Genomic DNA, 13406 nt, shown 5'->3' with positions numbered 1-13406 from the left:
CTCTCCACCCCGATGCACGGGCCGCCGCCGTTGCCGGCGGTCCGTGCGGTACCTGATGATGACCGAGCTCCAACGCCCCACCCTGTCCCTGCCCGCCGACGGCAAGCGCCTGCTGCTGCATTCGTGCTGTGCGCCCTGCTCCGGCGAAGTGATGGAGGCGATCACCGCCTCCGGGATCGACTACGCGATCTTCTTCTACAACCCCAACATCCATCCGGTGAAGGAATACGAGCTTCGCAAGCAGGAGAACATCCGCTTCGCCGAGCAGCATGGCATCCCCTTCATCGACTGCGACTACGACACCGACAACTGGTTCAGCCGCGCGCGCGGCATGGAGAACGAACCCGAGCGCGGCATCCGCTGCACGATGTGCTTTGACATGCGCTTCGAGCGCACGGCGCTGTACGCGCATGAGCACGGCTACGACACCATCAGCTCGTCGCTGGGCATCTCGCGCTGGAAGAACATGGCGCAGATCAATGACTGCGGCATCCGCGCCGCGGCGCGCTACGAGGGCCTGCAGTACTGGGATTACAACTGGCGCAAGGGCGGTGGTGCCAGCCGCATGATCGAGATCAGCAAGCGCGAGCGGTTCTACCAGCAGGAGTACTGTGGCTGCGTGTACTCGCTGCGCGATGCCAACCGGCACCGCCGGGAGACCGGCCGCGAGCGGATCCGGATCGGGCTGCTGTATTACGGCCAGGACAACGAAACGCCGCAGGACGATTGACGTGTGGCGAGGGGGCGGCCACGCTGGTCGCCTCTTCCGCCGCGCTGGAACGTCCATGCCCACCCTGCCCGCCACTGTCGCCCTGCTGGTGATCGATCTGCAGCCGGACTTCATGCCCGGTGGCGCGCTGGCCTGCGACCGTGGCGATGCGTTGGTCGCGCCGATCGCGCAGCTGCTGGCGCAGCGCCGCTACCGCACCGTAGTGGCCACCCAGGACTGGCATCCCGCGGACCATGCTTCGTTCGCCAGCCAGCACCCCGGCCATCGTCCGTTCGAAACGATTCTGCTGCATGCGCAACCGCAGACCCTGTGGCCGGACCACTGCGTGCAGGGCAGCGCCGGTGCCGCCCTGCATCCGCAGGTGGACTGGAATATGGCCGACCTGATCCTGCGCAAGGGCACCCGCCAGCAGGTGGATTCCTACAGCGCCTTCCGCGAGAACCACGGCCCCGATGGCGGACGCCCCGCCACTGGCCTGGCCGGCTGGCTGCATGAGCGCGGCATCGACGAGGTGCACGTCTGTGGCCTGGCCCGCGACTACTGCGTGCTGTGGAGCGCGCAGGACGCAGCCACGTCCGGCTTCAGGGTGAAATTCCTCTGGGACCTGACCCGGCCGGTGACCGAGGCCAACGACGGGATGGTGCGCGAAGCACTGGGCACTGCGGGGATCGGGATCCTCTGACGCACGTCCGGCCGGGCAGGTATCAGCGGAACACCACCGTGCGGTGCCCGTTGAGCAGGATGCGGTGCTCCACATGGCGGCGCACGGCACGCGCCAGCACCTGCGATTCGGTATCGCTGCCCAGGCGTACCAGGTCGCGCGGCGTCATCGCATGATCGACCCGGGCCACGTCCTGTTCGATGATCGGACCTTCGTCCAGATCCTCGGTGACATAGTGCGCGGTGGCGCCGATGATCTTGACCCCGCGCGCGTGCGCCTGGTGATAGGGCTGCGCGCCCTTGAAGCTGGGCAGGAAGCTGTGATGGATGTTGATCGCCCGGCCGGCCAGCGCGCGGCACAGGGTGGGTGAAAGAATCTGCATGTAGCGCGCCAGCACCACCAGGTCGATACGCTCGTGTTCGACCAGATCGATGATCTGCTGCTCCTGCACCGCACGCGTATCCGCGTTCACCGGCAGATGGTGGAACGGCACGCCGTAGGACGCGGCCAGCGGTGCGAAATCGGCATGGTTGGACACCACTGCCGCGATATCCACTTTCAGCTGCCCGCTGTGCGCGCGGAACAGCAGGTCATTCAGGCAGTGGCCCTGCTTGCTGACCAGCACCAGCAGGCGCGCACGACGCCGACCGTCCTGCAGCTGCCAGTCCATGCCGAACTCGCGGGCCAGTGCCGCCATGGACGCATGTACCGTGTCCAGGGGCAGGCTGGCGTCGCGGTCGAAATGCACGCGCAGGAAGAAGCGGCCGCTTTCCTCGTCGCCGAACTGCTGGGCGTCGAGAATGTTGCAGCCATGATCGAACAACAGGCCCGACACGCGGTAGACGATGCCGGTACGGTCGGGGCAGGACAGGGTGAGGATGGAATCGGGTCGCATCCTGCAAGTGTAGGGCAGCACCCCGCCCGCGTGATCCATTGTCACCGATGCAACGAACCACTTCGGACAGTTCCAAGTGATCGTGGCGGGCTTTCGTGGCACGCTGGCGGGTCATGAACCTGTTGCAGCTGATCCGCAGCTTCACCCGCACCGCAGACACCGGCAGTATTGCCGCTGCGGCCCGCAGCCTTGGCATCAGCGCCACCGCCGTCGGCCAGAACATCCATCGCCTGGAGGCACACCTGGGCGTGCGCCTGCTGAACCGCAGCACGCGCCAGCTGGCGCTGAGCGAGGCCGGTGCGCTGTACCTGGCGCAGGTGCGCCACATCGAAACCGATCTGGCGCGGGCGCAGGCCCTTGTCACCAGCGGTGACATCGAGCCTGCCGGGCCATTGCGCATCGCCAGCAGCCGCGCGTTCGGCCGCCACGTGCTGGCGCCCCTGCTGCCTTCACTGCAGCAACGCTATCCGCAGCTGCAGCTGGAACTGCGGCTGTCCGACCGGGCCGTGCAGCATGGTCCGGAGGCGGTCGATGCCAGCATCCGCATCGGTGCGCAGCTGGAGGACGGCGTCGTGGCGCGGCCGCTGGCACGCATTCCCTTCGTCTTCTGCGCCTCGCCTGCCTACCTGCAGGCGCATGGCTGGCCACAGGAGCCGTCCGAACTGCGTGGGCATCGGGGTGTGCTGCATCGTTTCCCCACCGATGGGCGGCCTCTGCGCTGGGGCCTGCGCAAGGGCGACCAGCGCGCGGATGCGCCGCTGCCGCCCGGCATGGTGTGCGATGACATCGACGCGCTGGCCGAACTGGCCGCGGCCGGTGCCGGCATCACCCGGCTGGCGGCCTTCGTGGCCGATCCCTTTCTGCGCGATGGCCGGTTGCAGGCGGTGTTCGGCGCGGACAGCGCATGGCGCCCGGAACCGATGGAGGTCTATTTCTGCGTCAGCGACCGCCGCGACTTCACCGCCAGGATCCGTGCGCTGTTCGATCACCTGCAGGCCGGCCTGCCGCCGACCTGGCGGGCATGACCTTCAGCGCGGGGTGAACACGCCGCGTGCCTCACGCGGCTCGCAGCGCAGGTACTGCGCAGCCGGCACCACGCTGTCGCCCAGCGCGGCTGCCGCGTGCCAGGGCCAGCGCGGGTCGTAGAGGATGCGGCGGGCCAGGGCGATGGCATCGGCGTGGCGATGACGCAGGATCGATTCGGCCTGCTCCGGTTCGGTGATCATCCCCACCGCGATGACCGGCATGCGCACCTTGGCCTTGATCGCGGCCGCGAACGGCACCTGGTAGCCCGGCCCGACGCTGATCTTCTGGCGCTCATCCAGGCCGCCGCTGGAGACGTGCAGGAAATCGCAGCCACGCGCGTCCAGCACCTGGGACAGCGCTTCGCTCTGCAGCAGATCCCAGCCACCGTCGACCCAGTCGCTGGCGGAGATGCGCACGCCGACGGCCACCTTGTCGGACACTGCCGCGCGCACGGCATCGAATACCTCTACCAGCAGGCGCAGGCGATTGGGCAGCGAACCCCCGTAGCCATCGGTGCGCCGGTTGCTCAGCGGTGACAGGAACTGGTGCAGCAGATAGCCGTGCGCGGCATGCACTTCGATCAGTTCGAAGCCCAGGCGTTCGGCGCGCACCGCGCTGGCGGCGAAGGCAGCAACGATTCCCGCGATGCCCGCCTCATCCAGTTCCTGCGGCGCGGGATCGGCAGCATGGAACGGCAGCGCTGACGGCGCCACCGTGGTCCAGCCACGTGCATCATCGGCCGGCAGCTGGCCACCGCCGTCCCAGGGACGCTGTACCGAGGCCTTGCGGCCGGCATGGCCCAGCTGGATGCCCAGCGGCATCGGCGACCAGCGCCGCACGCTGGCCAGCACGTGTGCCAGCGCAGCTTCGGTACCGTCATCCCACAGGCCGAGGTCGGCCCAGCTGATGCGTCCACGCGGCTCAACCGCCGTCGCTTCCAGGATCAGCAGGCCGGCACCGGATTGCGCCAGGTTGCCCAGATGCATGGCATGCCAGTCGCTGGCGCGCCCGTCTTCGGCGGAATACTGGCACATCGGCGCGATGACGATGCGGTTGGACAGGGTCAGGCGGCCGAAGGTGATCGGCGAGAACAGCTGGCTCACGAGGGGTGCAGGGACGGGCAGAGGGGGGTGCGTATTGCACCGCTGCAAGGGCGGCGAATCAACCATGTGGATGGATCGCTGTTTCGCGGTGGCGCTGCATGCTCGCCGGGCATGGCCTGGCGCTACCCGATGACGAACCCGGCCAGCGCTTCAGCGCAATCGCGCTCGTCCTTGAACTGCAGCAGGTCGTCGGCACGGGTGCGGCCACGGTTCACGGCAGCCACCGGCAATCCGGCCTTTGCTGCGGCCTGCACGAAACGGAAGCCGGAATAGACCATCAGCGAAGACCCCACCACCAGCACGGCATCGGCCTGCTGCAGGTGCTCATGCACTGCCGCCACGCGTTCACGCGGCACGTTCTCGCCGAAGAACACCACGTCCGGCTTCAGCAGGCCGCCACAGGACGGACAGTCGGGCACCACGAAGGAGGAAAAATCGGTCTCCAGATCAGCGTCGCCGTCGGGGGCGATGCCGGCCTCGAGCGTGTCCCAGCCGGGATTGGCGTCCAGCAGGCGCTGCTGGAACGCTTGGCGACCGTTGCGGCGCTCGCAGCGCATGCAGCGCACCAGGTCCAGCCGCCCATGCAGGTCGATCACGTTCCGGCTGCCGGCGCGCTGGTGCAGGCCATCCACGTTCTGGGTCAGCAGCAACTGCACCTTGCCTTGCTTCTCCAGCGCGGCCAGCGCCTGGTGGGTGCCGTTGGGCTGGGCCAGGCCGAAGCGCGGCCAGCCCAGCAGGCTGCGTGCCCAGTAGCGCTGGCGGGTGGCGGCCTCGCCCATGAATGCCTGGTAGGTGACCGGCGGCGTGCGTTTCCATTGGCCATCGGTATCTCGGTAATCGGGGATTCCCGAGGCCGTGCTGCAGCCAGCGCCGGTCAGCACGAACAGGCGCTGGGCGCGGTCGATGAAGTCGGTCAGCGGCGGGGTCATGCCGACCAGATGGGGGCAGCACGGCGCCCCCACAAGCGCCGGCTCAGGGCGCCGGCAGCGGCGGCACCGCGATCGGCTGGCCCGCCTCGTCCAGCGCGATCATCACGAAGTGGCCGCGGGTGCAGAGCCTGCGCTCGCCGCTGTGCAGGTCTTCGGCAATCAGTTCCACCTCGACCTTCATCGAGCTGCGGCCGACCTCGACGATGCGGCCGATCGTTTCCACCATCTGGCCGATGCGGATCGGCAGCTTGAAGTCGACCTGGTCGCTGCGCGCGGTCACCACGGTGCGGCGCGAGTAGCGGGCGGCGGCGAGGAAGGCGGCCTTGTCCATCCACGCCAGCGCCTGGCCACCAAACAGCGTGCCCATATGGTTGGTATGGTTGGGAAAGACGATTTCGGCCATGCGCACTTCGATCGGTGGCACGGTTTCAGGGATCGGGGTCATGGGCAGGGCTTCGGTGTGGGGTGCGGCAATGTTAAGCCAGGCCCCGTACAGGCAGCGCTACACTGCGCCACGCCCACTGCCAGGACTGCCCATGCCCGCGACCTCCGATCTGCTGGCGTTCGCCCTCATCTCGCTGGGCATGGTGCTCACGCCCGGCCCGAACATGATCTACCTGGTCTCGCGCTCGATCTGCCAGGGCCGCCGCGCCGGCCTGGTCTCGCTGGGTGGGGTGGTGCTGGGTTTCGTGTTCTACATGCTGTGCGCGGCGCTGGGCATCACCGCCCTGCTGATGACGGTGCCGTTCGCCTACGACGCGCTGCGCATCGGGGGGGCGTTGTACCTGCTGTACCTGGCCTGGCAGGCGCTCAGACCCGGTGGCCGCTCGCCGTTCGCGGTGCGCGACCTGCCGCCGGACAGCCCACGCAGATTGTTTGCGATGGGCTTTCTGACCAATCTGCTGAACCCGAAGATCGCGGTGATGTACCTGTCCCTGCTGCCGCAGTTCCTGCATCCGGACGGACACGGCAGCGTGCTGATGCAGTCGCTGGTCCTGGGTGCTACCCAGATCGTGGTGAGCCTGAGCGTGAACGCGGTGATCGTGGTGCTGGCCGGCAGCATCGCGGCATTTCTCGCCGCGCGCCCCACCTGGCAGGCGGCACAGCGCTGGCTGATGGGCACGGTCCTGGCCGGGCTGGCGGTGCGCATGGCGGTGGAAGGGCGGCGGTAGCGCCGGGCCATGCCCGGCGAGCGCGCAGCGCGGTCGACGCTGCGCGCAGCCCCGGGCGGTACCCGCCGGCCATGGCCCGGCGCTACCCACAAAAAACCCCGGCATCGGCCGGGGTTTTCGCTGCGACAGGCCTGACCGGACGGGTCAGAAGTTCATGTCGAAGGCAACTTCGCCCTGCACGCCGACCTGGTAGGCCGAAACGCGGCGTTCGAAGAAGTTGGTCAGCTCCTGCACGTCCTGCAGTTCCATGAACGGCAGCGGGTTGCGCACGTTGTACTTCTTTTCCATGCCCAGCTTGGCGAAGTGCTGGTCGGCGCAGTGCTGCAGGTACTGGCGCATGTCGCGCGTGGAGATGCCCGCCACGCCGCCGGACAGCACGTCCTCGGCGAACTGCACTTCGCATTCGATCGCTTCGGCCAGCATGTCGTACACCTGCTGCTTCATCTCGTCATCGAACAGGTCCGGCTCTTCCTCGCGGACCACGCGCACCGACTCGAACGCGAACTCCATGTGGGCGCTTTCGTCGCGGAACACCCAGTTGGTGCCCGAGGCCAGGCCCGGCAGCAGGCCGCGCGAACGGAAGTAGTACACGTAGGCGAACGCAGCAAAGAAGAACAGGCCTTCGATGCAGGCGGCGAAGCAGATCTGGTTGAGCAGGAACTGGCGGCGCTGTTCGCGGGTCTCGATGCGGGTCAGGTCCTGGATCGAGTCGATCCACTTGAAACAGAAATCGGCCTTCTTCTTGATCGAGTCGATGTTCTCCACCGCCGAGAACGCCTTGGCGCGCTCTTCCGGGTCCGGCAGGTAGTTGTCGAGCAGGGTCAGGTAGAACTGCACGTGCAGCGCTTCTTCATACAGCTGGCGCGACAGGTACATGCGCGCTTCCGGCGCATTGAGGTGCTGGTACAGGTTCAGCACCAGGTTGTTGGACACGATCGAATCGCCGGTGGCGAAGAACGCGACAAGGCGATGGATCAGGTGGCGCTCACCCGGCGACATCTTGCTGTGCAGGTCGGTGATGTCGATCTGGAAATTGATCTCTTCCACCGTCCAGGTGTTCTTGATCGCATTCCGGTACATGTCATAGAACTGCGGGTAGCGCATCGGGCGCAACGTCAGTTCAAAACCGGGATCGAGCAGCATCTGCTTGGGCTTGTCGGCCATGGGTGTTTCCTTGTCTTCTCGGGTCAAAACGCCGGGCATGGCCCGGCGCTACCTTGTCATTGCGCAGCCGGGCCGAGCCCGGCTCCATCTACGGCACAGCGCGCGATTACTGGCAGGCCTCGCAGGCTTCCGGGTTCTCCAGCGAGCAGGCGATGGCTTCGTCCGGGCTGAACACCTTGGCCGGGGCCGCGTTGCTGACCGTGGTCTTGGCGATCTTGGTGGCCGGACGCGAGCGCAGGTAGTAGGTGGTCTTGATGCCCTGCTTCCACGCGTACATGTACATGGACGACATCGCGCCGATGTTCGGGCTTTCCATGAACAGGTTGAGCGAGGCCGACTGGTCGATGAAGGCGCCACGCTCGGCGGCCATGTCGATCAGCGAACGCATCGGCAGTTCCCACGCAGTGCGGTAGACCTCACGCAGGGTTTCCGGAATCTGCGTCAGGCCGGCGATGGAACCTTCGGCCAGCTTGATGGCATCGCGCATGTCCGCGGTCCACAGGCCCAGCTTCTTCAGCTCGTTCACCAGGTAGCGGTTGACCTGCAGGAAGTCACCGGACAGGGTTTCGCGCTTGAACAGGTTGGACACCTGCGGCTCGACGCACTCGTAGCAGCCGGCGATGGAGGCGATGGTCGCGGTCGGGGCAATGGCGATCATCAGCGAGTTGCGCAGGCCGTGCTCCTTGATGCGGGCACGCAGGGCATCCCAGCGCGCGGTGTCTTCCGGCACCACGTTCCAGGCGTCGAACTGCAGTTCGCCACTGGCGGCACGGGTGTCGTTGAACGACGGGTGCTTGCCGCGTTCCTGGGCCAGCTCGGTCGAGGTTTCCAGCGCGTGGAAGTAGATCGTCTCGGCGATCTTCTTCGACAGGGCACGGGCTTCGGCGCTGTCGAACGGCAGGCGCTTGCGGAAGAACACGTCCTGCAGGCCCATGCAGCCCAGGCCGACCGGGCGCCAGCGCAGGTTGGCGCGGCGGGCGGTTTCGATCGGGTAGAAGTTCAGGTCGATGACACGGTCGAGCTGGCGCACGGCCAGGCGCACGGTCTCGGCCAGCTTCTCGAAGTCGAACTCGTTGTGCTCGTCGAAGTGGTTGCCCAGGTTGATCGAACCCAGGTTGCACACCGCGGTTTCATCGTTGGAGGTGACCTCCAGGATTTCCGTGCACAGATTGGACAGGTGGATCACGTTGCCCGGACGCAGGGTCTGGTTGCTGGCGCGGTTGCACTTGTCCTTGAAGGTCATCCAGCCGTTGCCGGTCTCGGCCAGCGTACGCATCATGCGGGCGTACAGCTTGCGGGCGGAGATGGTGCGGTTGGCCTTGCCCTGGGCTTCGGCCTGCAGGTAGGCCTGCTCGAAGGCTTCGCCGAACAGATCGGTGAACTCCGGCACGACGCGCGGATCGAACAGCGACCATTCCTGGTCGGCCTCGACGCGCTTCATGAACAGGTCCGGCACCCAGTTGGCCAGGTTCAGGTTGTGGGTACGGCGGGCTTCGTCACCGGTGTTGTCACGCAGCTCGAGGAAATCCTCGATGTCGGCGTGCCAGGTTTCCAGATACACGCAGGCCGCGCCCTTGCGCTTGCCGCCCTGGTTCACCGCCGCCACGGACGAGTCCATGGTCTTCAGCCACGGCACGATGCCGTTGGAATGGCCGTTGGTGGACTTGATGAGCGAACCACGCGAACGCACGCGGGTGTAGCTGACGCCGATGCCGCCGGAGAACTTCGACAGCTGGGCGATGTCGCCGTACTTGGAGTAGATCGACTCCAGCGAGTCCTGCGGCGAATCGAGCAGGAAGCACGAGGACAGCTGCTCGTGGGTGGTGCCGGAGTTGAACAGGGTCGGGCTGGACGGCAGGTAGTCCAGGTTGCCCATGCGCTTGTACAGCGCCAGGGCCTCGGACACGTCCTCGCTCAGCGCGCTGGCGATGCGCAGGAAGAACTGCTGCGGGGTCTCGATCACCTTGCGGGTGTGCGGATGGCGCAGCAGGTAGCGGTCGTACAGGGTACGCAGGCCGAAGTAATCGAAGTTCAGGTCCAGCGAGATGTCGATCGCATCGTTGAGCTTGCGCGCGTTGGTCTGCACGAAGTTCAGCAGGCGGTCGTTGATCAGGCCGACTTCATGGCCACGGCTGACCGACTGCGAGAAGGCATAGATTTCCTGGCCCGACACTTCCTTGGCGATGTAGTTGGCCAGCAGGCGCGCGGCCAGACGGCCGTACTCGGGTTCTTCACCGATCAGCAGGGCGGCGGTGCGGATGGACAGCTCGTCCAGCTCGCGGGTGGTGGCGCCGTTGTACAGGCCGGAAATGGTGCGGGTGGCCACGCGCATCGGATCGACGGCGTGCAGGCCTTCGGAGGAACGCTGCACCGCACGCACGATCTTGTTCAGGTCCACCAGTTCGGTCGTGCCATTGCGCTTGGTCACACTCATCGCGTTGGCCGTCGGCGGCGACGTCAACAGGAACTCGCTTTCCTTTTCGATGGTGGCGCTGGTTTCGGTGGTCACGGCGTGTGTCCTCTTGGCGTGATGGGGTGGTTGCAGTTGCATCGGTGGCGCGGCCCAGGACATGACGGCCCAGGATGGCAGCTGGGCGTCGCAGGAGGTGAGACCTGCGCCTGCCGCTGCCGTGACGGTCGCCGACGGGTATCGCTGTGGACGGGGGTGCCGCGTGGCTCCCGCCTCTGCGCCTTCCCCGTTGTCCTTGCGACTTGGGGTCGCTGCGACCGATGGCCACAAGATAGTGGGGGTGGTGGGGTCCGTCAACGCCAAATGTAGTGAAATTCGGCAATCCCTTGCGCCGCAAGGATCGTGCCATCGGCGCCCGGATCGGACGCTTTGGACCTGCCGGAACGGGCCGCGCAGTCAAGACCGGAACGCGTCATTCCGGCGGTACAACGGCGTGCGGAAACAGAACAATGACAGCTTCACATGACAGTAACGGAATGACCAAGGGACAACCCTGTGGATAGAAGGTGGGCAGCCGGTGGGAATCCGGTGGACGGCGTGACTTCCGGCCGATGACGGACAGGCCGGAGAGGCGGACGCTGGGCTCTGGCGACTGGAAAAGGAATGTCCAATGGACCTGCGACTGCCTGCCCTGGCAGTGCTGTCGGCGCTGTGCATCATGCCGGCGCAGGCGGCCGACGCGCCGAAGCTGCACGCGGACCAGTGTGGCATCCGCACGGACTATGACGTGCTGGTGGACAGCGGCGGCATCTGGCTGCGACACGGCCCACAGGCGCCGCACGAGGTGGTGTTCCACGATGGTGTGCTGAGCCTGGATGACACGATCGTGCCGGTCAGCGACGCCGATGCCGCCCGCCTGCGCCAGCTGGAGGCCGGCGCGCGCCGGTTGATGCCCGCCGCCACGGCATTGGCGCGCGATGTCAGCCAGCTGAGCTTCGACGCGCTCGATGGCGTCTACGAGAGCCTGACCGGCACCGCCAACAGCCGCAAGGTCAGGCGCCTGCGGCGGCAGGCGGATGACTGGATCGAGGGGACGCTCGGAAAGGGCTACTGGGAACAGGCGACCTTCGGTCCCGGATTCGAGGCGAAGGTGCAGGACATGGCCGAGACGCTGTCCGGCTCGATCGCCCGCAGCGTGCTCTGGCAGGTCTTCACCGGCCGCAGCGACGCCATGGAGGAACGCGCCGAGCGCCTGGATGCCGAGCTGGACCGGCGCCTGGAAGCCGGTGCCCAGCGCGTGGAGGCCAGCGCCATGGCGTTGTGCCCGCTGGTGCGTGCGCTGGCCGATACCCACGATGCGCTGGAAGTGCGTTACCAGGGCCAGCCGCTGCGGCTGCTGGAGCGCAGCGACGACGGCCTGCAAGTGTCGACCGGGCCGGAGGAGCGGCCGCAGGGCAACGCACTGGCGCCCAGCCGGTAACCTCGAGCTGCCGCTGCAGCGCCTGCGCGCGGCTGCCTTTCCGGCAGATCGTGCAGCTCCCGGGCCCTCACGCCCGGTGCGGGGTACCCAGGTATTCAGCGCTCTGCATCTCGATCAGGCGCGAGGCGGTGCGCTCGAACGCGCCCTGCAGGCGCTGGCCGGTGTACAGCTCGACCGGCGAGGTGCTGGCGGTACAGACCAGGTTGACGTGGCGGTCGTACAGTTCGTCGATCAGGTTGACGAAGCGGCGCGCGGCGTCCTCGTTCAGGCGATCAAAGGCGGGAATGCCGCCCAGCAGCACCGTATTGAACTCGTGTGCGATCTCGATGTAGTCCGATGGGCCGCGCGGGCCTTCGCACAGGGCGGCGAAGTCGAACCAGGCGATGCTCTTGCCCCGGCCGCGGACCGGAATCTTGCGGCCTTCGATCTCGATGTTGCCGGCCTTGGCGGGTTGGCCGCCACTCAGTTCGTTCCAGCGCGTGGCGAGCCAGTCGTCGCTGTCGGCGGCCAGCGGCGCGCGGTACACCGGCGAGCGGGTCAGCGCGCGCATCCGGTAATCCTCCGTGCCTTCGGCGTACAGCTCGACGCAGAAGCGCTGCAGCAGACTGATGGCGGGCAGGAAGCTCTCGCGCTGCAGGCCATTGAGATACAGGTTCTCCACCGCCGTATTGGAGGTGGTGACCAGGGTCACGCCCTCGGCGAACAGGCGTTCGAGCAGGCGCGCCAGCAGCATGGCGTCGCCGATGTCGGTGACGAAGAATTCGTCCAGCACCAGCACGCGCAGGTTGCTGCGCCATTCCTGGGCGATCTTCGCCAACGGGTCGCTCTGGCCCTGGTGCTCGCGCAGGCGCTCGTGGACGCTGCGCATGAAACGATGGAAGTGGGTGCGGTACTTCTGCTTGATTGGCAGCCCGTCGTAGAACAGATCCACCAGGAAGGTCTTGCCGCGGCCGACCCCCCCCCAGAAATACAGCCCCTTGACCGGCTCGGGCTTCTTCCAGAACGAGGACAACCGGTCCAGCCAGCCGTCGTCGGCGTTGTCCAGCAGGCCCACGTGGATGCGGTCCAGCTCGGCCAGCGCCGCGTGCTGGGCGGGGTCGTCCTGCCAGTCACCCCGGGCAACCCCGGCCGCATACCGCTGCGACGGGGTCAACTCGACTGCACTCATGCCGCTGCGCCCAGCCAGTGCTTGACGCCGTGGGTCAACGCACCGCGCAGGTCGATCAGCTTGCGATGGAAGAAGTGGCTGGTGTCGGGCATCCGCACCAGCTCATGCGGAGCCTGCAGCGCGTCCAGCCACTGATAGACCGCCTGCGGGTCGACGATCTCGTCCTGCTCGCCCTGGATCACCAGCCAGCGGGCCGGTGGCTGCACGCCGTCGAAATCCCAGCGGCCGGCCGGCGGCGCGATCGAGATCAGCGCCTCCGGCTGCAGCGTGGCGGCTGCCTTCAGCGAAACGAACGCACCAAAGCTGAAGCCGGCCAGCCACAGGCGGTCGTCGGGGCGCTGGCTGCGCACCCAGGCGGTCACGGTCTTCAGGTCATCCTGCTCGCCCACGCCGCCATCGAAGGTGCCCGCCGAACCACCGACGCTGCGGAAGTTGAAGCGCACCGTGGCGATGCCCAGCTCGCGCAGGGTGCTGGCGGTCATGGTGACCACCTTGTTGTGCAGGGTGCCGCCCTCGGTGGACAGCGGATGGCAGACGATGGCCACGATCGGCTGCACCGGCACATCGGCCTTGGGCAGGTCGACGACCACTTCCAGCGGGCCGGCCGGGCCGTCCAGTTCGAGGCAGGCGGTTTCGCCAGGGGCGACGGGGAACGAAGGCTTGTGCAT

General features: G+C 67.0%; 13 protein-coding genes. 5 read left to right on the top strand and 8 right to left on the bottom strand.

Translation table 11 applies throughout. The annotated features are described in order from the left end of the window. Nucleotides 1–58: 58 nt before the first annotated feature. Nucleotides 59–730 (top strand): epoxyqueuosine reductase QueH, encoded by a 672-nt coding sequence (locus N7367_RS08265; RefSeq protein WP_279942172.1) that lies wholly within the window; start codon nucleotides 59–61, stop codon nucleotides 728–730. Nucleotides 731–785: 55 nt separating this feature from the next. Continuing rightward, nucleotides 786–1412, top strand: a complete 627-nt coding sequence (pncA, locus tag N7367_RS08260) for a bifunctional nicotinamidase/pyrazinamidase (RefSeq protein ID WP_065174191.1) — start codon at nucleotides 786–788, stop codon at nucleotides 1410–1412. A 22-nt stretch (nucleotides 1413–1434) separates the two neighbouring features. On the opposite strand, the gene purU is transcribed toward pncA, so the two are convergent. Then, nucleotides 1435–2286, bottom strand: a complete 852-nt coding sequence (gene purU / locus N7367_RS08255) for a formyltetrahydrofolate deformylase (RefSeq protein ID WP_053518573.1) — start codon at nucleotides 2284–2286, stop codon at nucleotides 1435–1437. Between the two features lie 113 nt (nucleotides 2287–2399). Between purU and N7367_RS08250 the strand changes: the two genes are divergently transcribed. Beyond that, on the top strand, nucleotides 2400–3311 hold the full coding sequence (locus N7367_RS08250; protein WP_279942171.1) for a LysR family transcriptional regulator: 912 nt from the start codon (nucleotides 2400–2402) through the stop codon (nucleotides 3309–3311). 3 nt (nucleotides 3312–3314) lie between these two features. Here N7367_RS08250 and N7367_RS08245 read toward each other — a convergent pair whose 3' ends face one another. From N7367_RS08245 to N7367_RS08235, 3 genes are all read right to left on the bottom strand, one after another. Further along, complete coding sequence (locus N7367_RS08245; RefSeq protein ID WP_279942170.1) at nucleotides 3315–4415, bottom strand: NADH:flavin oxidoreductase/NADH oxidase; 1101 nt, start codon at nucleotides 4413–4415, stop codon at nucleotides 3315–3317. Between the two features lie 122 nt (nucleotides 4416–4537). Continuing rightward, nucleotides 4538–5344 carry an NAD-dependent protein deacetylase gene (locus N7367_RS08240; protein ID WP_279942169.1) on the bottom strand — a complete coding sequence of 269 codons (807 nt, stop codon included), beginning with the start codon at nucleotides 5342–5344 and terminating at the stop codon, nucleotides 4538–4540. A gap of 43 nt (nucleotides 5345–5387) precedes the next feature. Further along, nucleotides 5388–5789: an acyl-CoA thioesterase gene (locus N7367_RS08235; protein WP_053518579.1), complete on the bottom strand. Its 402-nt coding sequence runs from the start codon at nucleotides 5787–5789 to the stop codon at nucleotides 5388–5390. 91 nt (nucleotides 5790–5880) lie between these two features. Here N7367_RS08235 and N7367_RS08230 point away from each other — a divergent pair, with 91 nt between their 5' ends. Beyond that, on the top strand, nucleotides 5881–6516 hold the full coding sequence (locus N7367_RS08230; protein WP_279942167.1) for a LysE family translocator: 636 nt from the start codon (nucleotides 5881–5883) through the stop codon (nucleotides 6514–6516). A 144-nt stretch (nucleotides 6517–6660) separates the two neighbouring features. On the opposite strand, the gene N7367_RS08225 is transcribed toward N7367_RS08230, so the two are convergent. Beyond that, a complete protein-coding gene (locus N7367_RS08225) occupies nucleotides 6661–7680 on the bottom strand; it encodes a ribonucleotide-diphosphate reductase subunit beta (RefSeq protein ID WP_005420683.1) in 1020 nt (339 codons plus the stop codon). A gap of 106 nt (nucleotides 7681–7786) precedes the next feature. Then, nucleotides 7787–10189 carry a ribonucleoside-diphosphate reductase subunit alpha gene (locus tag N7367_RS08220; RefSeq protein WP_279942166.1) on the bottom strand — a complete coding sequence of 801 codons (2403 nt, stop codon included), beginning with the start codon at nucleotides 10187–10189 and terminating at the stop codon, nucleotides 7787–7789. Nucleotides 10190–10760: 571 nt separating this feature from the next. Here N7367_RS08220 and N7367_RS08215 point away from each other — a divergent pair. Beyond that, complete coding sequence (locus N7367_RS08215; RefSeq protein WP_279942164.1) at nucleotides 10761–11570, top strand: DUF2884 family protein; 810 nt, start codon at nucleotides 10761–10763, stop codon at nucleotides 11568–11570. A 67-nt stretch (nucleotides 11571–11637) separates the two neighbouring features. Here the strand turns inward: N7367_RS08215 and zapE are convergent, their stop codons facing one another. Both zapE and N7367_RS08205 read right to left on the bottom strand, forming a co-directional pair. Continuing rightward, nucleotides 11638–12738 (bottom strand): cell division protein ZapE, encoded by a 1101-nt coding sequence (gene zapE / locus N7367_RS08210; RefSeq protein WP_053518589.1) that lies wholly within the window; start codon nucleotides 12736–12738, stop codon nucleotides 11638–11640. After that, nucleotides 12735–13406 carry a CocE/NonD family hydrolase gene (locus N7367_RS08205; RefSeq protein WP_111186532.1) on the bottom strand — a complete coding sequence of 224 codons (672 nt, stop codon included), beginning with the start codon at nucleotides 13404–13406 and terminating at the stop codon, nucleotides 12735–12737. Before N7367_RS08205 ends, zapE begins: the two co-directional genes overlap by 4 nt.

It is taken from the genome of Stenotrophomonas sp. GD04145 (genome assembly GCF_029835135.1).
GTDB classification, from domain to species: Bacteria; Pseudomonadota; Gammaproteobacteria; order Xanthomonadales; family Xanthomonadaceae; genus Stenotrophomonas; species Stenotrophomonas maltophilia_P.
The sequence above is the reverse complement of the archived record's forward strand: the minus strand, read 5'-3'. Positions and strand labels throughout refer to the sequence as shown.

What these genes read in the sequence shown, in the direction of transcription:
- N7367_RS08205 (WP_111186532.1), bottom strand. Translation starts at nt 13,406, where the DNA reads ATGCACAAGCCTTCGTTCCCCGTCGCCCCTGGCGAAACCGCCTGCCTC.
- N7367_RS08230 (WP_279942167.1), top strand. Translation starts at nt 5,881, where the DNA reads ATGCCCGCGACCTCCGATCTGCTGGCGTTCGCCCTCATCTCGCTGGGC.
- pncA (WP_065174191.1), top strand. Translation starts at nt 786, where the DNA reads ATGCCCACCCTGCCCGCCACTGTCGCCCTGCTGGTGATCGATCTGCAG.
- N7367_RS08235 (WP_053518579.1), bottom strand. Translation starts at nt 5,789, where the DNA reads ATGACCCCGATCCCTGAAACCGTGCCACCGATCGAAGTGCGCATGGCC.
- purU (WP_053518573.1), bottom strand. Translation starts at nt 2,286, where the DNA reads ATGCGACCCGATTCCATCCTCACCCTGTCCTGCCCCGACCGTACCGGC.
- zapE (WP_053518589.1), bottom strand. Translation starts at nt 12,738, where the DNA reads ATGAGTGCAGTCGAGTTGACCCCGTCGCAGCGGTATGCGGCCGGGGTT.
- N7367_RS08225 (WP_005420683.1), bottom strand. Translation starts at nt 7,680, where the DNA reads ATGGCCGACAAGCCCAAGCAGATGCTGCTCGATCCCGGTTTTGAACTG.
- N7367_RS08240 (WP_279942169.1), bottom strand. Translation starts at nt 5,344, where the DNA reads ATGACCCCGCCGCTGACCGACTTCATCGACCGCGCCCAGCGCCTGTTC.
- N7367_RS08215 (WP_279942164.1), top strand. Translation starts at nt 10,761, where the DNA reads ATGGACCTGCGACTGCCTGCCCTGGCAGTGCTGTCGGCGCTGTGCATC.
- N7367_RS08265 (WP_279942172.1), top strand. Translation starts at nt 59, where the DNA reads ATGACCGAGCTCCAACGCCCCACCCTGTCCCTGCCCGCCGACGGCAAG.
- N7367_RS08250 (WP_279942171.1), top strand. Translation starts at nt 2,400, where the DNA reads ATGAACCTGTTGCAGCTGATCCGCAGCTTCACCCGCACCGCAGACACC.